The organism is Reyranella sp. (genome assembly GCF_004297265.1).
Classification (GTDB): Bacteria; Pseudomonadota; Alphaproteobacteria; order Reyranellales; family Reyranellaceae; genus Reyranella.
In genome coordinates, this window is sequence record NZ_SCUT01000001.1 from 13,202 (window position 1) to 33,789 (window position 20,588).

18 protein-coding genes and 1 tRNA gene are annotated in these 20,588 nt (G+C 65.5%); 12 read left to right on the top strand and 7 right to left on the bottom strand.

Annotation, left to right across the window (positions count from 1 at the left end):
• Positions 1–2 precede the first annotated feature (2 nt).
• Positions 3–1,073 (top strand): GDSL-type esterase/lipase family protein, encoded by a 1,071-nt coding sequence (locus EPO41_RS00075; protein WP_296318969.1) that lies wholly within the window; start codon positions 3–5, stop codon positions 1,071–1,073.
• A gap of 1 nt (position 1,074) precedes the next feature.
• A complete protein-coding gene (locus tag EPO41_RS00080) occupies positions 1,075–2,124 on the top strand; it encodes a GDSL-type esterase/lipase family protein (RefSeq protein WP_296318970.1) in 1,050 nt (349 codons plus the stop codon).
• On the opposite strand, the gene guaB is transcribed toward EPO41_RS00080, so the two are convergent.
• The 4 genes from guaB to EPO41_RS00100 form a co-directional block, all read right to left on the bottom strand.
• Entirely contained in the window at positions 2,106–3,566 is a 1,461-nt protein-coding gene (gene guaB / locus EPO41_RS00085) for an IMP dehydrogenase (RefSeq protein WP_296318973.1), read from the bottom strand. The genes EPO41_RS00080 and guaB overlap by 19 nt on opposite strands.
• A gap of 140 nt (positions 3,567–3,706) precedes the next feature.
• A complete protein-coding gene (locus tag EPO41_RS00090; RefSeq protein ID WP_296318975.1) occupies positions 3,707–4,210 on the bottom strand; it encodes a DUF1993 domain-containing protein in 504 nt (167 codons plus the stop codon).
• A gap of 34 nt (positions 4,211–4,244) precedes the next feature.
• A complete protein-coding gene (locus EPO41_RS00095; protein ID WP_296318976.1) occupies positions 4,245–4,937 on the bottom strand; it encodes an RlmE family RNA methyltransferase in 693 nt (230 codons plus the stop codon).
• Between the two features lie 2 nt (positions 4,938–4,939).
• Positions 4,940–6,007, bottom strand: coding sequence for a Ppx/GppA phosphatase family protein (locus EPO41_RS00100; protein WP_296318978.1), 1,068 nt, complete (start codon positions 6,005–6,007; stop codon positions 4,940–4,942).
• A gap of 116 nt (positions 6,008–6,123) precedes the next feature.
• On the opposite strand from EPO41_RS00100, the gene EPO41_RS00105 reads away from it, so the two are divergent.
• The 4 genes from EPO41_RS00105 to EPO41_RS00120 all read left to right on the top strand — a co-directional run bounded on the left by EPO41_RS00105 (position 6,124) and on the right by EPO41_RS00120 (position 8,861).
• A tRNA-Gln gene (locus EPO41_RS00105) sits at positions 6,124–6,197 on the top strand.
• Positions 6,198–6,220: 23 nt separating this feature from the next.
• Positions 6,221–7,159, top strand: a complete 939-nt coding sequence (locus EPO41_RS00110) for an NAD(P)-dependent oxidoreductase (RefSeq protein ID WP_296318980.1) — start codon at positions 6,221–6,223, stop codon at positions 7,157–7,159.
• Positions 7,160–7,161: 2 nt separating this feature from the next.
• Entirely contained in the window at positions 7,162–8,472 is a 1,311-nt protein-coding gene (locus EPO41_RS00115; protein WP_296318982.1) for an NAD(P)/FAD-dependent oxidoreductase, read from the top strand.
• Positions 8,469–8,861, top strand: a complete 393-nt coding sequence (locus EPO41_RS00120) for a GtrA family protein (RefSeq protein ID WP_296318985.1) — start codon at positions 8,469–8,471, stop codon at positions 8,859–8,861. The genes EPO41_RS00115 and EPO41_RS00120 overlap by 4 nt, the downstream gene beginning before the upstream one ends.
• Positions 8,862–8,869: 8 nt before the next feature.
• Here EPO41_RS00120 and EPO41_RS00125 read toward each other — a convergent pair whose 3' ends face one another.
• Positions 8,870–9,733 (bottom strand): decaprenyl-phosphate phosphoribosyltransferase, encoded by an 864-nt coding sequence (locus EPO41_RS00125; protein ID WP_296318987.1) that lies wholly within the window; start codon positions 9,731–9,733, stop codon positions 8,870–8,872.
• Positions 9,734–9,898: 165 nt separating this feature from the next.
• Here EPO41_RS00125 and EPO41_RS00130 point away from each other — a divergent pair, with 165 nt between their 5' ends.
• The 3 genes from EPO41_RS00130 to EPO41_RS00140 are packed head-to-tail and all read left to right on the top strand — an operon-like array spanning position 9,899 to position 13,134.
• Complete coding sequence (locus EPO41_RS00130; protein ID WP_296318988.1) at positions 9,899–11,197, top strand: FAD-binding oxidoreductase; 1,299 nt, start codon at positions 9,899–9,901, stop codon at positions 11,195–11,197.
• A complete protein-coding gene (locus tag EPO41_RS00135) occupies positions 11,198–11,950 on the top strand; it encodes an SDR family NAD(P)-dependent oxidoreductase (RefSeq protein WP_296318990.1) in 753 nt (250 codons plus the stop codon).
• On the top strand, positions 11,950–13,134 hold the full coding sequence (locus EPO41_RS00140; protein ID WP_296318992.1) for a hypothetical protein: 1,185 nt from the start codon (positions 11,950–11,952) through the stop codon (positions 13,132–13,134). Before EPO41_RS00135 ends, EPO41_RS00140 begins: the two co-directional genes overlap by 1 nt.
• Here the strand turns inward: EPO41_RS00140 and EPO41_RS00145 are convergent.
• Complete coding sequence (locus EPO41_RS00145; protein ID WP_296318993.1) at positions 13,131–14,708, bottom strand: hypothetical protein; 1,578 nt, start codon at positions 14,706–14,708, stop codon at positions 13,131–13,133. The two genes, EPO41_RS00140 and EPO41_RS00145, sit on opposite strands and share 4 nt — an antisense overlap.
• Positions 14,709–14,936: 228 nt before the next feature.
• On the opposite strand from EPO41_RS00145, the gene EPO41_RS00150 reads away from it, so the two are divergent.
• Positions 14,937–16,529, top strand: a complete 1,593-nt coding sequence (locus EPO41_RS00150) for a hypothetical protein (protein WP_296318995.1) — start codon at positions 14,937–14,939, stop codon at positions 16,527–16,529.
• Positions 16,530–16,654: 125 nt separating this feature from the next.
• Positions 16,655–17,755 (top strand): glycosyltransferase family 2 protein, encoded by a 1,101-nt coding sequence (locus EPO41_RS00155; RefSeq protein ID WP_296318997.1) that lies wholly within the window; start codon positions 16,655–16,657, stop codon positions 17,753–17,755.
• A 33-nt stretch (positions 17,756–17,788) separates the two neighbouring features.
• Here EPO41_RS00155 and EPO41_RS00160 read toward each other — a convergent pair whose 3' ends face one another.
• Entirely contained in the window at positions 17,789–19,021 is a 1,233-nt protein-coding gene (locus EPO41_RS00160) for an LLM class flavin-dependent oxidoreductase (protein WP_296318999.1), read from the bottom strand.
• 31 nt (positions 19,022–19,052) lie between these two features.
• Between EPO41_RS00160 and EPO41_RS00165 the strand changes: the two genes are divergently transcribed.
• The gene (locus EPO41_RS00165) at positions 19,053–20,468 is read left to right on the top strand and encodes a glycosyltransferase family 1 protein (RefSeq protein ID WP_296319001.1); all 1,416 of its coding nucleotides are present in this window, start codon (positions 19,053–19,055) and stop codon (positions 20,466–20,468) included.
• The last annotated feature ends 120 nt before the right edge of the window (positions 20,469–20,588 follow it).

Below are 20,588 nucleotides of genomic sequence, written 5' to 3' on the forward strand. Positions count from 1 at the left end.
CGATGAATACGCCCGACGCGCAACGTCCGCGCTCCGAGCTTCTCCGCCGCACCGTCCTCGTCCTCGTCTCGGTCGTGATCGGCCTCGGCCTGATCGAGATCGGCGTCCGCGCCTCGACCTGGACCTGGCTGTTCGCCTGGCCGAACTACGTGCTCGACGCGCGCAAGGTGCTGGCGGAGACCGATAACGGCCGCTCGGTGCACGACCCGCGGCTGGGATACCGGCCGCGCCCGGGCTACGCGGCCACGGGCGTCACGATCGACGGCGACGGGCTGCGCACGACCGGCGTGGCGCCCGCGGGCGGCAAGGCGCCGATCCTCGCGGTGGGCGATTCCTTCACCTTCGGCGAGGAGGTGGCCGACGGCGAGAGCTGGCCTGCCGACCTGCAGCGCCTCACCGGCCGGCGCGTCCTGAACGGCGGCGTGAGCGGCTACGGCTTCGACCAGATCGTGCTGCGCGCCGAGGCGCTGGCACCGCTCTACCGTCCGGGCGCCATCGTCGTGGCCTTCATCGCCGACGACATCCGCCGGACCGAGATGCGGCGCCTGTGGAGCGCCGACAAGCCCTACTTCGATCCCGAAGGTGACGGGCTCACGCTGCGCAACGTGCCGGTGCCGCCGCGCGCGCCGCCCGAGACGACGCTCACCTTCTGGCAACACACGATCGGCTACTCCTACGCTTTCGACTTCCTGATGCGGCGGCTCGGACTGCTGCACGACTGGTTCGGCGACCATGTCCGCGTCCACAAGGAAGGCACCGGAGAGCGCATCGCCTGCCGGCTCACGGCGCGCCTCGCCGAGTTGCAGAAGCAGGGCGACGCCCCTGTCCTCCTGGTCGCCACCTACGATCCCGTCGTGTGGGACGATCCGAAGTTCGCCGCCGAGCAGCGACGCCTGACGGCGGGCCTGCTCGACTGCGCCCGCCGCAACGGCCTCGCCACGCTCGACACCTACGAGGCCCTGGCCGCGACACCCCGGCCGCGCGATCTCTACGTGCTGTGGCACATGAACGCCGCGGGCAATGCGCTGATCGCGCGTCTGGTCGCAGGCGCCCTCGGCGACAAGGGCAACTGAGATGATCGGCCGGGCCGCCCTGGTCCTCGGCTCGGTGCTGGTGACGCTGCTGGTGCTCGAAGTGGGCTGCCGGCTGTGGCGCGGCCCGGCGGCGCTGTTCGACTGGTCCAACATCATCCTCGCCGAGCGCCAGGCGACCCTGAATGCCGGCGCCGGGCGGCTGAAGCGCGACAGCGAGCTGGGCTTCGTCTTGCGGCCGGGCTACGCCGCGGAGGGCGTCACCTACGATCTGCACAGCCACCGCCTCACCCCGGCCCCGGCGGGCACGATGCTGGCCGAGCCGCCGGTGCTGGTCGTGGGCGATTCCTACGCCCATGGCGACGAGGTGAGCGACGGCGAAACCTGGGCGGCGCTGCTGCAGCCGCTGCTCGGCCGCCGCACTGTCAATGCCGGCGTTAGCGGCTACGGGCTCGACCAGACCGTCCTGCGCGCCGAGCAGCAGGTGCGCGAGGTGAAGCCCGCAGCGTTGGTCCTGGTGTTCATCGCCGACGACCTGCGGCGCAGCGAGATGAGCCGCGTGTGGGGTGCGGAGAAGCCCTATTTCGACCTCACGGGAGAAACGCTTACGCTGCGCAACGTCCCCGTCCCGCCCTCGCCAGCGCCCGCCGCGTCGCTCGACCTCTGGCAGCGTCTGTTCGGCTGGTCGGTGCTGGTCGACACGATCCTGCGCCACAAGGGCTGGCAGTACGAATGGTCGATCGACCATGTCCGCGTGCTCCCGCGCGGCGCCGGCGAAGCGATGGCCTGCCCGCTCCTGAAGCGGCTGGCCGGCCTTGGCGGGCCGACGCTCGTGGTGGCGGAATACGATCCCTATGTCTGGAAGAACGCGGAATATGCCAGCGAGCAGCGCCGCCTCTCGCGTGTCGTGCTGGACTGCGCGCGCGCCGCGGGCCTCGGCACGCTCGATCTGTTCGAGGCGATCGACGAAGGCGTGAAGCGCGACGGCTATGCCGCGATGTTCCGGTCCTCGCACCCGGGACCGCTCGGCCACCGGATCGCAGCGGAGCGGATCGCGGCGGCGCTGAAAGAGGGTTACATCCCGCCGCGGTAGTTCGGCGCCTCGCGCATGATCTCGACATCGTGCACGTGGCTCTCGCGCAGGCCCGAACCGGTGATACGCAGGAACTGGCAATTGCTCTGCATCTCGCGGATCGTGCCGTTGCCGGTATAGCCCATCGCCGCCCGCAAGCCGCCGACCAGCTGGTGCAGGATGCTGCCCACTGCGCCCTTGTAGGGCACGCGGCCTTCGATGCCCTCGGGCACCAGCTTGAGCGTGCTCTGCACCTCCTGCTGGAAGTAGCGGTCAGCCGAGCCGCGCGCCATGGCGCCGATCGAGCCCATGCCGCGGTACGACTTGTAGGAGCGGCCCTGGTAGAGGATCACCTCGCCCGGCGCCTCGTCGGTGCCCGCCAGCAGCGAACCGATCATGGCGCAGTCGGCGCCGGCGGCGATCGCCTTGGCGAGGTCGCCGGAATACTTGATGCCGCCATCGCCGATCGCGGGAACACCGGCGGCGTGGCAGGCTTCGGCCGCTTCCATGATGGCGGTGAGCTGCGGCACGCCGACGCCGGCGACCATGCGGGTGGTGCAAATCGAACCCGGACCGATGCCGATCTTGACGGCGTCGGCGCCGGCATCGATCAGCGCCTGCGCCCCCTCGCGGGTGGCGACGTTGCCGGCCATCACCTGGGTGTAGTTGCTGAGCTTCTTGACACGCGTCACGGCCTCGAGCACGCCGCGCGAATGGCCGTGCGCGGTGTCGACCACGATCACGTCGACGTCGGCATCGATCAGCAGCTGGGCGCGGCGCAGCCCGTCCTCGCCGACGCCGGTGGCCGCCGCGGTGCGCAGCCGGCCCTTCTCGTCCTTGCTGGCGCCGGGGAACTTGTTGGCCTTCTCGATGTCCTTGACGGTGATGAGGCCGATGCAGCGATAGTCGGCGTCGACCACCAGCAGCTTCTCGATCCGGAACTGATGGAGCAGCCGTTTGGCCTCTTCCTTGGTGGCGCCCTCGCGGACCGTGACCAGCTTCTCCTTGGTCATCAGGGCGCTGACGGGCGTACCCGTATCGGTGGCGAAGCGGACGTCGCGGTTGGTCAGGATGCCCGCCAGCTTGCCGCCGCGTTCGACCACGGGAATGCCCGAGATCTGGTTGGCTTCCATCAGCGCCAGCGCGTCGGCCAACGTCTGGTCGGGATGGATGGTAACGGGGTTCACCACCATGCCGCTTTCGAACTTCTTGACCCGGCGGACCTCGTTGGCCTGTGCCTCGGGCTCCAGGTTCTTGTGGATGACACCGATGCCACCGGCCTGTGCCATCGCGATCGCCATGCCCGCCTCGGTGACGGTGTCCATCGCCGCCGACATCAGCGGGATGTTGAGTTCGATGGTGCGCGTGAGGCGTGTGCGGGTGTCGGTCTGTCCGGGCAGGACTGCCGAGGCAGCAGGCTTCAGGAGGACGTCATCGAAGGTGAGCGCTTCCTGAATCTGCATACCAACCTCCGTGAAGGAGAAAAGAAAACGGCGGCCCTCGGAGAGGGCCGCCGGGTTGGCGAGCCGTTATACACACTGCCACGCGTAAGCCAAGCGCCAAGCCAAGTGCACTCGCGCGGGTCCGTTATGCACAGGTAACCCTACGCGGCCCCCAGGAAATCGCGTTTCCCAATCTCGACGCCGGACTGGCGCAAGATTGCGTAGGCCGTGGTGCAGTGGAAATAGAAGTTCGGCAGGGCGAAATGCAGGAGATATTGCTCGCCGGTGAGCTTCAGCGGCGAGCCGGCGATCGTCAGGACGACCTCGCGGCCTTCGCTGCCGTCGATCTGCTCGGCCTTGAAGCCCTCCAGGTAGGCCAGCACCGACGCGATGCGCTTCTGAAGCTCCGACAGCGTCTTCTCCGCATTGTCATGCGGCGGCGGCACCTCGGCGCCAGCGAGCCGGGCCGCGCTTTCCTCGGCGAAGCGGCAGGCGATCTGCACCTGGCGGGTGAAGGGCAGCATGTCGGGCGTCAGCCGGGTCGCGCCCAGCACGGCCTCGTCGACCTTCTTCGCGGCCGCCCAGGCCGAACCCAGAACCTTCGCGAGAGCGCCGAGCTGGCGCTGGTAGACGGGGATCGAGGCGCCGTACATGCCGAGGGACATGCGATTTTCTCCGTTGGGACTGACGCCGCGAAACCTATCCGCGGAAGCCCGTGCCGACGACATACATTTCCGCCGAGTCCGCCCGGCTGGCTTCCGGCTTGAAATGGCGCACTTTCTCGAAGTCCTTCTTCAGGCGGTCGAGCAACGTCCGCTCGGTCCCGCCACGCAGTACCTTGGCCACGAATGCGCCGCCTGGCTTCAGGATCTCGCGGGCGAAGTCGTGGGCGGCTTCCGCCAGCCCCATGATGCGCATGTGGTCGACCTGGGTTTCGCCCGTGGCCGCTGCCGCCATGTCGCTCATAACCACGTCCGCCGGCCCGCCCAGCAGCTCCGTGAGCACGGCGGGCGCATCCTCGTCGTAGAAGTCCTTGGCGAGCACCGTAGCGCCGGGGATCGGTTCGACCGGCGTCAGGTCGATCCCGATCACCACGCCCTTGTTCTTGCCCGAGCTGACGCGCGCGACCGCTACCTGCGTCCAGCCGCCCGGCGCGGCGCCGAGATCGACGATGCGGCCGCCCGGCTTCAGGAACCGGAATTGGTCATCGATCTGCAGCAGCTTGAAGGCGGCGCGCGAGCGATAGCCGCGCTTCTTCGCTTCCTCGACATAGGGATCGTTGAGCTGGCGCTGCAGCCAGCGCTGGGAGGAGACCGTGCGGCCGCGCGCCGTCTTCACACGGACCGTGGCACGGCGCCCCGTCGGGACGCTGCCCTTCTTGTCGCGCGCCATGCTCAATGGCTCCGGCGGCAGAGCTGGTCGGCCTCGCGGTCGGCCTGGCGCATCAGGTCCATCAGCACGCCCTCGCGCAGGCCGCGATCGGCCACCCGCACGACCGGCGCCGCCCACTGGCGGCAAACGGCCTCAAGGATCGCGCCGCCGGCCAAAGCCAGGTCGGCGCGGTCGTCGCCGATGCAGGGCAGATGGGTGAGCTGGTCGACCGACAGCGTGGAAAGCTCGTCACAGATACGCAAGATCTCCTCTCGGCCGATCCGCGAACCGTCGACCAAGGTGCGATTATAGCGCTTCAAGCCCTGATGGTGTGCGCTGATCGTCGTCACGGTGCCCGAGGCGCCGATCATCTGGACCTCGCCGCGCGCGATCGCCGGCGCGATCTGGTACCGGGCGCAAAACAGACGCAGGTCGGCCTGGATTCGCTCGACCATGTCGTCGTAGCAGGCACGTGTCAGCGCCCGCTCGCGCGGCTGGCCACGCGTGCAGGACTCAGTGAGCGTGACGACGCCCCACGGCACCGACGTCATGCCGATCAGCTCGGTGGTCGCACAGCCCGGGCTGCCCGGGCGCGGCTTGACTCGGACCCAGCTCACCTCCGTCGAGCCACCGCCGATGTCGATCAGCAGGCCAAAGGGTACCGCAGGATCGAGCAGGTTCTCGCAACTCGCCAGCGCGAGCCTCGCCTCCTCGGCGGGCTGGATCAGGTCGAAGCTGAGGCCGGTGCGCTCCTTCACCATGCCGAGGAAGTCCTCGCCGTTGCAGGCGCGGCGGCAGGCCTCAGTGGCGATGTGGCGGGCGCGGGTGACGCGGTTGCGTTCGATCTTGGACGCGCAGACGCCAAGCGCATGCATCGTGCGTTCGATGGCTTCACCGCACAGCGAACCGCTCAGCGCCACCCCCTCGCCCAGCCTGACCGGGCGAGAGTAAGCATCGATCACCTCAAAACCCTCGACCGATGCCCTTGCCACCAGGAGCCGGCAATTGTTGGTGCCGAGATCAATGGCGGCGAAGGTGTGCGCAAATCGACCGCTGTGCCAGCCTCCCTTAGGCGTGGATTCCCCGGTCATTCTCAACTCTTTCCTTGAAAGGATGGTAACCGAGGATTTCGCTCGCGGCGAGGCCCCGCTTGCCAATCCGGTCCGTCATCGCTAAATCGTGCGGCCAGCGAGGTCCGCAGGGTCCTTGGGGGATAGTTTAACGGTAGAACAACTGGCTCTGACCCGGTTAGTCTTGGTTCGAATCCAGGTCCCCCAGCCACTGCACACGGACAGAAATTCCGGATGAGCGACCGCCCGATCGTGATTACCGGCGCGGCCGGGCTGGCGGGGCAGAACCTCATCCCTCGCCTCAAGGCCCGGGGCATGGGGCCGCTGATCGGCATCGACAAGCATCCTGCCAATAACAGGATTTTCGCGCGGCTGCACCCGGACGTCCGGCTGATCGAGGCCGACCTCGCCACGGAAGATGGCTGGCAGGAGGCGCTGGCCGGCGCCGGCACCCTCGTCCTCTGCCACGCGCAGATCGCGGCTCTCAGCGAGGCGCCGTTCACAGCCAACAACGTGATCGCGACCGAGCGGGTCCTCGAGGCCGCCCGCCGGCACGGCGTCGGGCAGATCGTCCATATCAGCTCGTCGGTCGTGAACTCGCTGGCGCACGATTTCTACACGGAGTCCAAGAAGGCACAGGAGAAACTGGTCCTGGGCAGCGGCATCCCGACCTGCGTGCTGCGACCGACGCTGATGTATGGCTGGTTCGATCGCAAACATCTGGGCTGGCTTGCCCGTTTCATGGCGCGCACGCCGGTCTTTCCGATTCCCGGTCACGGCCGCTATCTCCGCCAGCCGCTCTATGTCGGCGACTTCTGCAGCATCATCGCTGCCTGCATCGCCGAGCCGCGGCCCGGGCAGGTGTTCAACATCTCCGGGCAGGAGCAGATCACCTATATCGATCTGATCCGCGCATTGAAGGAGGCCAGTGGCGCCAGTGCCGCCATCGTCCGCATCCCCTACGGGCTCTTCCGCATCCTGCTGCAGCTCTACGCCCTGGTGGATAGAAACCCGCCATTCACCGTGAGCCAGCTCGCCGCCCTCGTCGTGCCCGAGACATTCGAGGTGATCGACTGGCCACGACTCTTCGGCGTGAAGTCGACACCGATCCTCGAAGGACTGCGCGAGACCTTCCGCGATCCGGTCTATTCGAACGTCGTCCTGGAGTTCTGAGCGTGGCCCGTGTCGCCGTCATCGGAGCAGGCGCCATGGGGCTGGCGGCCGCCTACCACGCGCTGCAGGCGGGTCATGACGTCACGGTCTTCGAGGCCGACCGGGTCGCCGGCGGCATGGCCGCCCATTTCGACTTCGACGGCCTGTCGATCGAGCGGTTCTACCATTTCGTCTGCAAGGCCGATCAGCCGACCTTCGATCTGATGAGAGAACTCGGCATTGCCGATCGCATGGTCTGGCGCGGCACCTCGATGGGCTACTTCATCGATGGCAAGCACTATCGCTGGGGCGATCCGCTCGCCCTGCTCGCTTTTCCCAGGCTCGGATTGATCTCGAAGATCCGATACGGGCTGCACATGTTCCTTTCGACCAAGCGCACGGACTGGTCGGCGCTGGAGAACGTGAACGCCAAGGAGTGGTTCAGGAAGTGGGGCGGCAGGCGCGCCTACGACGTGCTCTGGAAGCGCCTCTTCGATCTCAAGTTCTTCGAGTTTGCCGACAATATCTCGGCTGCCTGGATATGGACCCGCATCAAGCGCGTCGGCACGTCGCGCGCGTCGATGCTCCAGGAAGAGTTGGGCTACATCGACGGTGGCTCCCAAACGCTCGTCGACGCCCTGGTCGAAGCCATCGCCGAGCGCGGCGGCACGTTGAAACTCGGCGCCCGCGTGAGCGAAGTCACCAGCCGGCAAGGCCGCGTCACGGGAGTCATCGCCGACGATGCTGCGCAGGCCTTCGACGCCGTGATCTCGACCGTGCCGACGCCGTTCGTGTCCAAGCTCGTGCCGGGCCTGTCGGCCGAGGCCAAGGCCAGGTACGACGCGATCCGCAATATCGGTGTCGTCTGCGTGCTCCTGAAGCTTGCAAAACCCGTCACCGGGCATTTCTGGCTGAACGTCAACGACACCACCATCGACATACCGGGCATCGTCGAATTCTCAAACCTGCGGAAGTTGCCCAACACGATCGTCTACGTGCCCTACTACATGCCGCAGACGCATCCGAAGTTCGGCCGCGGCTCGGAGGCGTTCGTGACCGAAGCCTTCGGGTACCTGCGGAAGCTCAACCCCGCACTCCAGCCGGGCGACCTCCTCGCCAGTCACGTGGGCCGGCTCAACCATGCCCAGCCGGTCTGCGAGCCGGGCTTCCTCTCAAAGATCCCCAAGGTGCAGACGGAGATCCGGGGCCTGCAGATCGCCGACACCTGCTTCTACTATCCCGAGGATCGCGGCATCTCCGAAAGCGTGCGCTACGGCAAGCTCATGGCGCAGGCAATCGCCGATCCCGGCGTGTGGCGCGCCGAGGGCCGATGAACCTCCGGTTCCTGAAATTCCTGGTCACGGGCGGCATCGCCGCCCTGGTCAACCTGCTCAGCCGGTACGCGCTCAACCATCTGATGCCCTTCGAAGTGGCGGTGGCCGTGGCCTATCTCCTGGGCATGGCGACCGCCTACCTGCTGGCACGCCGCTTCGTCTTCGATGCGTCGGGCCGTTCGGTCACCTCCGAAGTCCGCCGCTTCGTTCTGGTCAACATCGTGGCGCTGGGCTTCGTCTGGGCGATCAGCGTCGGCCTCGCGCGAATCGTGTTCCCCGCCATCGCCTTCACCTGGCACGCCGACGACATCGCGCATCTGGTCGGCGTGCTGGCGCCCGCGGCGACGAGCTATGTTGGTCACCGCTTCTATACGTTTGCCCGCAAGTAGGGCTACCCCTACGTGTAGAGAACGATCCCGCAGACCGCGACCCAGGCCACCGCGGTCGCGAGCAGCGGCAGATCCGACAGCAGCGCGTCGGTCGGCGACTCGCCGACGCCCAGCCGCTCCACCGCGTACCAGTAGCGAAACAGGCCGAAGATCACCAAGGGGATGGTCGCGGTGAGCTTCTGGTTCGCCGACATGACGAATAAGCTGTAGAAGACCAGCGCACCCGTCGCCGACATCTCGGCGTAGCGTTCGATCAGCGTCGGTGAATACTTTTCCAGCACTTCGCGCCCATCCGAACCGCTGCCCAGCAGCTCCTGCCGCCGCTTCACAGCGGCGAGGTAAAGGGCAAGGCAAAGCGTGGTGATCAGCATCCAACTCGACAAGGGCAGGTCGAGCACGACGGCGCCGGCGCAGATGCGCAGCACGAAGCCGATGGCGATGCTGAAGATGTCGAGGACGGGCTGCTGCTTCAACACGAACGTGTAGGCGATGTTGAGCACCAGATAGCCCGCGATCACCATCATGACGTAGGGCTGGAAAATCGCCGCCACCGCGAGCCCCGCCAGAATAGCGCACAGCAGCGCGAGCGCCCCGCCGCGCCCGACGCGGCCGGCGGCGAGCGGCCGCGACTGGCGCTTGGCCGGATGCCGCCGGTCTCGCTCGATATCGTGCAGATCGTTCACGATGTAGCAGGCCGAAGATGCAGCGCAGAACAGGATGAAGGCCAGCAGCGAGAGCTTTATCGACTGAGGATTGGTGAACTCGCGGGCAAAGACCAGGGGCGCGAAGACGAAGACGTTCTTCACCCATTGCTTCGGCCGAACCAGCTGGATCAGCCCCACCATCGTCGTCCCCGACGAAAGTGAATTCATTGCCCCAAGACACCCTTCATGAGCGCCATCTATGCGGGCTCCCATGGAGGCTGGCAATCCCCTCCGCCAGTCGATGCCTGCCGGAGGGGCGTTATTGGCGTGGCCTTTGGCCGGCGGACGAAGTAACATTTCTCCGCAGCATTTCGCTTCTCGGGCACAGGACGGATGAGACCTGTTTCCTCCTGGGGACGCCTGAGCGCGGAGCCTCATCAAGTTACCGAACTGTCCGACATCGCCACGCTGGCCAACGAGCTCAGCGGCAGGGGACCGGCGATTCCGCTTGGCATGGGCCGCAGCTACGGCGACGCCTGCCTGAACCCCGGCGGCGTGCTGCTCAGCACGGCCCGGCTGGACCGCTTCCACTCCTTCGATCCCGAGAACGGTCGCCTGGTTTGCGAGGCCGGTGTGCAGCTTCGCGACATCCAGCGTTTTCTGGTACCGCGCGGCTGGGGTCTGCCCGTAATCCCGGGCACACAGATCGTGAGCGTAGGCGGCGCCATCGCCAACGACGTGCACGGCAAGAACCATCACCGGGTCGGCTCGTTCGGCCACCACCTCCGCACCCTGACGCTGGTACGGACCGACGGCCAGGTCGTCGACTGCAGTCCCGGCGTTCGGTCCGACCTGTTCGCCGCGACCGTGGGCGGCATCGGCCTGACCGGCCTCATCGCCACCGCCGAACTGCAGCTCCAGCGGGTGGCCGGGCCGTGGCTCGACACGGAGATTTTTGCTTACCGCAGCCTCGATGAGTTCCTGACGCTCGCGGACGACTCCGAGTCGCTGTGGGAGCACACCGTATCGTGGCTCGACTGCACCGCCGGCAGCCGCCCGCGCGGAATCTTTCTGAGAGCCAATCCCGCGGTCGACCAATCCGGCAAGCCGCCTCTGCCACGCCGTCTCTCCGTGCCCGTGACGCCCCCGCTTTCGCTCTTCAACCGGCTGACCCTGCCAGTGTTCAACAGCGTCTACTACCAGCTGAACAGCCACCGACGCCGAGCCAGGCGACGAGCATTCGACACTTTCCTGTTCCCGCTCGACGACATTCAGGACTGGAACCGGCTCTATGGCCCGAGCGGCTTCTTCCAATACCAGCTCGTCGTGCCGCGTGATGCAGGACCCGCCGCCCTGCACGACATCCTCGACATCATCGCCCGTTCGGGACAGGGCTCCTTCCTCGCGGTCATGAAGACCTTCGGCGACCGTGTCTCCGCCGGCCTGCTGAGCTTCCCGACCCCGGGGATCACACTGGCGCTCGACTTCCCCAACCGTGGTCCACGCACCGAGCGCCTGTTCGTCGAGCTCGATGCGGTCGTGCGCAATACCGGCGGACGGCTCTACCTCGCCAAGGACGCCCGCATGCCGCGCGAGCTGTTCGAAGCGGGCTATCCGCGGGCGCCGGAGCTTGCGAAGTTCCGCGATCCCGGGATGAGCTCCGGCATGTCACGACGTTTGATGGGGCAGTGAGTGGACCAGAAGAAACGCATTGTCGTGATCGGCGCGACATCGGCCATTGCCGAGCATTGCTGCCGGCTGTGGGTGCAATGCGGACCCGTCGAGCTGATCCTCGTCGCGCGCAACGTAGAGCTGGCCGGGCGGATCGCAGCCGACCTGCGCGCCCGCGCGGACCAGGCCGAAATCTCCGTCGAAACGCTGGATTTCCTTTCCGCCCCGGCGATCGCCGCCGCGGTGGCGCGCTGGACGGCGCAGGGGCCGGTCGACATGGCGCTGATCGCCCATGGTGTGCTGTCGCCCCAGCAACCCTGCCAGGACGATATCGAGCAGGCGCGCTATTCGATCGAGGTCAATGGCGTCTCGCCCGTCCTCTTTGCCGAAGCCTTTGCCGGCGCCATGAGCCGCGTCGGGCGCGGCACGATCGGGATGATCGGGTCGGTCGCCGGCGACCGCGGCCGACGGGCGAACTATGTCTACGGCGCCTCCAAGGCGCTGATGGACCGCTATGCGCAGGGCCTGCAGCACCGCTTCGCCGGCTCGGGCGTGAAGATCGTGCTTATCAAGCCCGGTCCGACTGACACGCCGATGACGGCTCAATACAAGGCCCGGGGAAGGCGCCTCGCCTCGGTCGAGTCCGTAGCCCAGGGAACGGTCGACGCCTTGGAACGGGGCACGCCCGTCGCCTACCTGCCGCGTAAGTGGCGGCTCATCATGTTCGTCGTGCGCGCCCTGCCCGACTTCGTCTTCAACAGGCTCAACATCTGATGCTGAAAGAGATCTACGACGCGATCATGTCACGCTGCGGGGCAGCCTTCGGCCTGATCGCCGCACGGCGCCTGTGGCTGGCCTGGGGGGTGGCACTGGCGATCGCGCTGTCGCTGTTCATCTCCTTCCCCCGCATCAGCTTCTTTCTCGGCAACGATGGGCAGATCGTCAATTTCTGGCCGGTCCTCGAGCGTCAGGCGGCGGATCCGCTGGCGACGGCGGGAGAGCAGTACAAGGACCAGTCGCTGCACGACGCCAAGCTCGCCTTCCGACTCACTCTCCCGCTCACCATGAAGGTTCTGCACGTCGACTGGCGCGGCCTGCTGGCCATCCAGTTCGGCCTCGGCATCCTGATGCTGGCCCTCGTCGCCAAGATCGCGATGGACCTCTTCGGCGACCGCATCGTGGCGTTGGCCAGCGTGTTCGGAGTGGCGTCGATCTATGCCGGCAAGGCTGCCTTCCTGCAACTCGGCGGCATGGGGGACGGTTATGCGTTTGCGTTCCTCACCGTTGCGGTTGCGTTCCGCAGCCCGCCCGTCATCGCGGCCGCCGTCATCGCGGCCTGCTTCACCGACGAACGCGCGGTCATCGTCTCGCCATTGGTGGTCGTCTATTGGGCAATGCGCCACAGCGACGGCCGCAGGCCCGACTGGTTCAACATCCAGACGTTCACCTCTGCCGGGGCCATCTTGGTTGCCGGAATCATCCGCCTTGTCCTGATGTTCGGCTACGGGCTCCATATCCCGATCGGCGCCGGCAAGGATGTCGGTTTCAGTGTCCTGCCGCTCAACCTGCCCGGCGTACAGTATGAGCTGCCGCACGTGCTGGCCGGTCTCTGGCTGTGGCCCCTCGTGGCCTGCATCATCCTCGTGAGGAAGCGGTGGTGGTTCTCGTTGATGGCAATCGTCGGCGTCACCGGTGCGATCGTGGCGGCATCGCTCATGGTGCTCGATGTCGATCGCAGCCTCGCCTACACCCTGCCCGTGCTGTTCGTATCGATGGCCATCGCGGCCTGGGCCAGGCTTGCCCGCCAGGACCTTCGCTCGATCGCGATCCTGGGTTTCCTGGTGTCCCTCGCCTTCCCGGTTAACAATCTGCTGGGCGGTGTGAGCAACCGTTACTCGGAAGGCAATCTCATGCCGATCGAGCTGGTACGCTTCTACAAGTACAGCGCCGCGCCCTAGTTGCGGACCTGGTAGAAGCAGACGAGATCGCCGAGCGGCACCATCGTCCAGCCGTCAATCGGATAGTCGACGAACGAGCGCAGGATGGCATCGGCCTTGCCGTTGCCCAGCAGCTTTTTCTGGACGAAGACGTAGAGGCGGTCGACGCGGCCGCGATAGACCTGAGCCTTCAGGGACTCGAGCGAATCGAAGTCGGCCTGGTTGGACCAGCTCCTTGCGTTCCGGACTTCCAGCGCGATCTCGGGCGATGGCAGGAAGATGAGCGTCTTTTTCGCGTCGGGCCCCGCGAGGTCGTTGGTGCGGATGTAGGCAATGGCTTCCGCCGATGCGTTCATCTGACGGAAACCGCGGTCACCTATCGGATAATGCGAATTCGCAAGGGTGCGCGTCACGAACGACGTCACGCCATAGAGGCATGCCAGACCCGCCACGGCGACGAAGCAGATCCGCAGCAGCGAGGACCGGCTGGTTGTGAACGCGTGCACGACGCCGACGAACAACAGCAGTGACGGAATTCGGAAATGACGCTCGTCGTAACTGAGGGATTTGCCCGTCATCCAGATGAAGAGGAAAAGCAAAAGAATTGCGGCCGAGACCGCATAGGCGAAGCGCAGGTACTCGCCGTAGCCGTGCCTCAGCCGCTCCCAGGTGACCGCATAAGCCAGGACGGCGAGTGGGAAGAAAATGTAGGCCACTGCGTCTCCCGACTTGAGGATCTGCCGGCCGGGATTGAGGAACAGGTAGTTGGCAAGATCGAACAGCGATAGCGCGGAACTCCACAGGCTGCCGATGCCGAGGGAAATGTAGAAGAGTAGCCCGTCCGGATGGATATCCGCCGGAATGGAGGCCGCCGTGATACCGCGCGAGTACCAGGCAAAGTAGAAGATCCCGCCCATCAGGCCGATGGTGATGCCCGCCACGACGAGCTTGCGGATGGTGTCCCATTTGCGCCACGCATCGTCCCCACAGATCGCCGCGCCGCCAACGACGGCAGCACCGATGACAATGCCGCTCAGCTTGGCGAATACCATCACCGTCGTCCCCGCTATCAGCGGCAGCACGGCAAACCACCGGAGATCACGCAGCTGCCAGGCCATGAAAATGAACCAGGGCGCCACGCCGAACAGCAGCACTTCGCCCCCGGAATAGTTCGTGAAGGACAGGTTGAAAAACCGGGTGCAGGCTACGATCAGCAGCGTGATCGCCGTCGTCTGCTGCGGAAAGCCGAACGACCTGTAAAGGGCGAACCAGCCGAACAGGCCGAGCACGGAGAAGATGGCAACGACGACGATGATCGCCAGGCCGAGACTCATGCCGAGCTTCTCGACCAGTCCGGGCAGGACGTGCTGCCCGGGCGTCCAGGTGGTCATGAAACCCTGCACTTCCTTCGATATATCGGCGTAATCCAGACCGAGCGAATAGTTGAATGCCGCGGCTCGGTCCTGGGTGTACCAGCCGTGAAATCCCCAGCCACTGTCGGAATACATGTTGGGCCGGACGATCGCGCCGGCGATGGTGTAGCCGGCCGTCAGGGCGGCGATAAGCGCGAAGCAGAGCTTTGGCAGGATCGCCATGAGGCGGTCCGGGGCCTTGTTCGTTCCCCCTGTCGATCGAATCATCAAATGCCACCGGCCGCTGGAAAGTGGCCGAAGTCTAGGAGACCAGCCCCGGCATACAAGGCCGATCTGCCGCCGCTGTTGCCGCCACCGGGCTATCGGTCTGGACATTGTCGGAAAATTTTGCGCGATGTATGACCTAGTCAGATGGCACCCAGGCGACGGGCGCCCCCGCCGCGAGGGACAATGGCTCGTACGATCGACTCCAGGTTTGCCATCGCCGGCTTCTCTGTTGCCTGCGTCGTCGGCCTGATCGGCGCATTTGTCGGGCTGGACTACAAGAGTATGTGGATCGACGAGCTCCTGACAGCCGGCATCGTCGAGCCGGGTGGGCGCCCCGGAACCCTGTTCTCCCGCATCGCCTCCGACCTCAACTCGCCGCTCTACTCCGTCACCCTCGCCCTGTATTCGAAGGTTGTCGGGACCTCGGACAGCGCCCTGCGCAGCTTTTCTGCGCTCGCAGCATGCGCCGCGATCCTGCTCTTCGCGTTCGGGACGAGGCGCAGCTTCAGCCTGCCAGCCCGCCTGTTCGGTGCGGCGATGGCGACCGGTTCGTTCTACTGGGTCGTCCAATCGCAAAACGCCCGCAACTACGCTTTGGCCTTGCTGATCGGCTCGGGAATACTGGTTGTTTCGCTTGCCTTGCTTGCCGGAGACAAGGATGGGGACGACGACCGCCTTCAATCGAGACGCGTATTCGTCCTCCTGACGCTCTGCGTCGTCGCCTGCTTCACGCATTTTTATCTGGTGATCGCGGCGCTGTCGGCGCTGTTCGTTCTCTTTCTCGTCAGGCGACGCCATCGGTTGTTGATGGTGGCGGGCGCGTTCGGTGTGCTCCTGATCACCGCGGCCTATGTGGGGCTGTTCGTAGTCAACTTTGCCAAGAATGAGCTGGGAAACAATTGGCTACAGAACAACCTCGACTGGTACGTCGGCGGCATCAAGGGTGCAGCCATCCTGGCCTTCGGAAAGATCGGCCGCATGGTGCTTGTGCTCTGCGTCGTCGTGCTATTGGTGCGAGGTGCAGGCTGGCGACACGTCGCGCTGGGAAAATTTCCATACGATCCGGTGACTGCGCTAACCGCGGCCGTACCCCTGCTTGTGCTGATAGGCGGGATCAGCAGCTCTCTCCTGATTGCTCCCAACTTCACGTCACGCTATCTGCTCATCTGTGCCCCGTTCCTGTGGGGCCTGTGTGCCCGGCTCTACGACGCCCTTCAGTCGGATCGTCTGCGCGCAGTTCGGCTTGGTGCCAATATCGCCCTGCCGGTCGCCGTTCTTGCCATGGCGACCATCGTTATGGATCGCCTTCGGCCCAGTACCGAATCGATGCTGTGGAGTGAGCCTTTTCGCCTTACCGCCGACTGGATCAGCAACCTGCCTGAGTGCCGGGACCAAATAGTCCCGGTGCTCAACACGGATTCTCCCAGCTGGTTCAAACCGGGCTATGCCGAAGAAATCTACGAGAACGCCTACGGCCGCTACCTCAAAGGGCATGCGAGGCCCCGGATGATCTTCAGCGAAGACTTGAAGGCTCTGAGGCTCCCCCAGGATGTGAAGGCCGATTTGCGGCGTCGGGTGGATGGCGAGGGCTGCCCTGTTCTCCTCTGGGGCGTTCACCTGGTCAGGCTCGAAGACATGGAGGCCGCGACCAAGGAACTCGCACTCGTTATCGATCGGCAGTCGCTTACCGAGAAGTCGCGGATCAGAACATTTCAGGACGGATTCCAAGGTTATATTCTGGAGATGGATCGCGTTTCTCCCGCGAGCCCGCGATAGGCTCCGAGCCCGTCGTTGGACCGCGTGACATCTGCGAAGTCAACAGGTGCCCCCGGCTCTCCAGGCCGATTCGCCGCGCAAATCCATTAGGACCGTCCCCGCCCTCGCAATATACTGCTTCGCGGATGCAATCATTCTCCCCGACGGTTTCAGTCGTTGTTCCGACCTTCAACGAATCGCAGAACCTGCCGCACCTCGTAGGCCTGCTCGACAAGGCGATGGGCGACATTTCGTGGGAGGTCGTCTTCGTCGACGACGACAGCCCCGACGGCACCTGGAAGGTCGCCAAGCAACTGGCGAAGGCCGATGCCCGTGTGCGCTGCATCCGTCGCGTCGGCCGGCGCGGCCTGGCCGGCGCCTGCATCGAGGGAGCCCTCAGTTCGGCCGCACCGTACGTCGCGGTCATGGATGCCGACCTCCAGCATGACGAATCCATTCTTCCCGCCATGCTGGCGAAGCTGAAGAACGACGACGCCGATCTCGTGATCGGCAGTCGCTTCGTGGGCGACGGCAGCAGCGAAGGCGGGTTCTCAGCCCGACGGGCCTTCGCCAGCCGTGTCGCCACCCGCCTTGCCGCCTTCATCATCGGCCGGCAGGTCTCCGATCCGATGAGCGGCTTCTTCGCGCTGAGGCGGGAGGTCTTCGAAACCGTTGCCCCGAGCCTGGTCCCGTCGGGCTTCAAGATCCTGCTCGACATCCTGGCCAGCACCCGCGGCCAGATGCGCGTAGCCGAGGTCGCCTATCGATTCCGCTCCCGCCAGGAAGGCCTTTCCAAGTTCGACACGCGCGCCATCCTCGACTTCCTCGGGCTGCTGCTGCACCGCATCACGGGCGGCACCGTTTCGGTCCGCTTCCTGTTCTTCATGATCGTCGGCGCCATCGGCCTCGCGATCCACCTCATCGTCCTGCGGATCTGTCTGCTGGGTGGGTTCGGCTTCGAGGCTGCTCAGTCGGTGGCGACCGTCGTCGCCATGACCTCGAACTTCCTGGTGAACAATCTCCTCACCTACAGCGACATGAAGCTGCGCGGCACCGCAGCGCTGGCCGGGCTGCTGAAGTTCTATGTCGTCTGCGGCGTGGGCGCGCTGGCCAATATCGGCGTGGCGTCGTGGCTGTTCGTCTCGAACGAGAGCTGGTGGATAGCCGGCATCGCGGGCGTCGTCGTCGGCGCCACCTTCAACTACACAATGAGCTCGATCTTCGTCTGGCGGCAGCAGCAGAACTGAGGCGGCGCCGCGGGCGCCGCCTCATCGTCCCGCTCAGCGAGCATTTTCCTTCTCGAAGTCCGGCACCGCGGCCGAAGCCGCCGCAAAGCGCGGCGCCTTGGTGACTTTGAGGGCTTCCGCGCCGCCCTCGGTCTGCATGATCTTCGCCATGATCGCCTGCTGCGCCCGCTCGAAGACACCGCGATTCTCGATCAGGAACTTCTGCGATTCGCGCAGCTTGGTGACATAGCCGTTGATCTCCGGAACGACGTAGCGCGCGACCATGTCCCAGCTACGCCGCGTGTTCTCCGGATTGGCCCAGTCGTGGACGAAGCCAACGACCGTGCCAAAGCCGCCGCTCTTCGCATAGACGTCCTTGATGACCTTCACGAGGTCATCGGGCGTGCCGATCGTGGCGGCCGAACCCGGCGTAAAGGCCGTCTTGTCCACCGCCTCGTCGGGATTGGCAAAAGGCTCCGCGCCGGGGCGCTGCAAGGTGCCAACGATATATTCGTTGTGCCAACGGTGCAGGCCGACCCTAGCCTCCTCGCGGGCCTTCTCGCGCGTCTCCGCAACGTGCCAGCTCAGCAGCACGCGCCAGTTCCGGCGATCGACCGTCTGGCCGTGCTTCTTCGCGGCGTCCTCGGCGAACTTCCACTGCGTCGGCAGCGCCAGCAGCCCCTCGTTCGACATCGAGCCGATCGAGATGATGCCAATGCCATGCTTGCCGGCCAGGGTCATGCCCGAGGGGCTGACCTGAGAGGCCACGACGAACGGCATGTCTTCCTGCAGCGGCAGGAGCTGCAAGGCGGCATCCTGCATCGTGTACCAGTCGGTCTTGTCGGTGACCCGCTCACCCCTGAACAGGCGGCGGATGATGCCGATCGCATGGTCCTGGCGGTCACGCTGGACCATCGGATCGATGCCGAGCGTGTGCGCGTCGGAAGCCAGCGCGCCGGGACCGGAGCCGAAGATCGCGCGGCCGCCGGTCATGTGGTCGAGCTGCACCATGCGCTGGGCCACGTTGTAGGGGTGATGGTATGGCAGCGAGATCACGCCGGTGCCCAGCTTGATGCGCTTGCTGCGCTCGCCTGCTGCCGCCAGGAACATCTCAGGCGAGGCGATCATCTCCCAGCCGCTCGAATGGTGCTCGCCACACCAGAATTCGTCGTAGCCCAGGCCGTCGAGCTGCTCGACTAGGTCGAGGTCACGGCGGAACTGCAGCATCGGATTCTCGCCGATCGGATGATGGGGCGCAAGGAAGGCGCCGAACTTGAGCCGCTGCATGGTCGTATCCCCGGTTTCTAGTGGTCTCTCGATGTCGCTGCCGATCATGCCGCGTTCCGGCCATCCGCAGGAAGGCTCCCGAATGCCTGATTTCGGTCAGCGGACAGACACCCGATCCTATCGAACCCGCAGACGTGGAGCGACGCCGCGCTGGATAACACCGGAATATCCAATTAATTCTGGGCCTTGGACCGTCCCTGTGAGCCCTGACCCGCCGCAATCCTCGCCGCCAGCGCGGCTCATCCTCGACATTTCGAGGCTGGTCTATGCTGCGTGGTCACGAACGCCCAAGGGGATTCCCCGGGTCGAACTCGCCTATGCCGAGCACTTCCTGGCGAGCCAACCGGACCGGCTGCATTTCACTGTGCTCGATGCCTTCGGCCGGCTCCGGATCGTGAACAACCGGCCAGCCGCGGCATTCACGCGGGCAATCGCCCGCTACTGGGAGGGCGGCACGACCTCGATCACCGCTCATTGGCGGGTCGCACTGCGCGCCTTCTGGATCCACATCGTGCTGATGATGAGGCCGTGGGGCGATATCGAGCAGCTCGTCACGGCGCAGCGGGGGCGCGTCCACTACATCATTCCATCCCAACTTCATCTCGAGCGTGCCTCGCTCATCAGAAAGCTGAAGAACGCCGGCGACCTGAAGCTCGTCGTCTTCGTCCACGACATCCTTCCAAGCCTCCTCCCGGACTATTTCACCGAAGAAGACGCTGAACTTTATCATCGACGGATGGAGAATGCGGCGCGTCTGGCCGACATCATCCTCGTAAACTCGGAGACGACGTCGGACTCCTTCAGGACCCGCTTCGGCGACGAGCTGGGGTCCCGCATACCAGTCGTCGCGCCGCTCGGCGTAGCACTGCACCGCTGTGCCGGGCCTGCAGCGGCCGTACTTCCACAGCAACCTTATTTCGTCATGCTGGGCACGATCGAGCCACGGAAGAATCACAAGCTGATCCTGGATGTGTGGCTCGAGCTGCACCGTGAACTGGGGCCCTCCACGCCCCGCCTCCTCGTCGTGGGAGAGCGGGGCTGGAAAAGCCGGGACGCGATCGATCTGCTGGAGCGCAACGGAGCCCTTCACGGCTTCGTGGAGGAGTGCGGCCGACTGCCCGATGCCACTGTCGCCGGCCTGCTGAAGGATGCCTGCGCCTTGCTGCTCCCATCTTTTGCGGAAGGCTATGGCCTCCCTCTCGCCGAAGCGCTCACGCAGGGCGCTCCCGTCCTCTGCAGCGACATCCCCGTCTTCCGGGAGGTCGGCGGCGACATCCCGGATTATCTCGATCCGACAGACGGCCTGGCCTGGCATGCCGCGGTGGTCGAGTACGCCCAGCCACGGTCGCCGAAGCGTGAAGCTCAGATCCGTAGGCTCACCTCCTGGTCAGCACCGACGTGGGAGCAGCACTTCGCCGTGGTCGACTCCGTGCTGCGCAAGCTCTGAGCAAAGAAAAAGGCGGTCCGTGAGGACCGCCTTCTTCCCTGTTGAGGGTCGTCCAGCTTACTGGATGACGATTTCGACGCGGCGGTTCTGCGGCTCGCGGACGTTCGGGCCGGTCTGCAC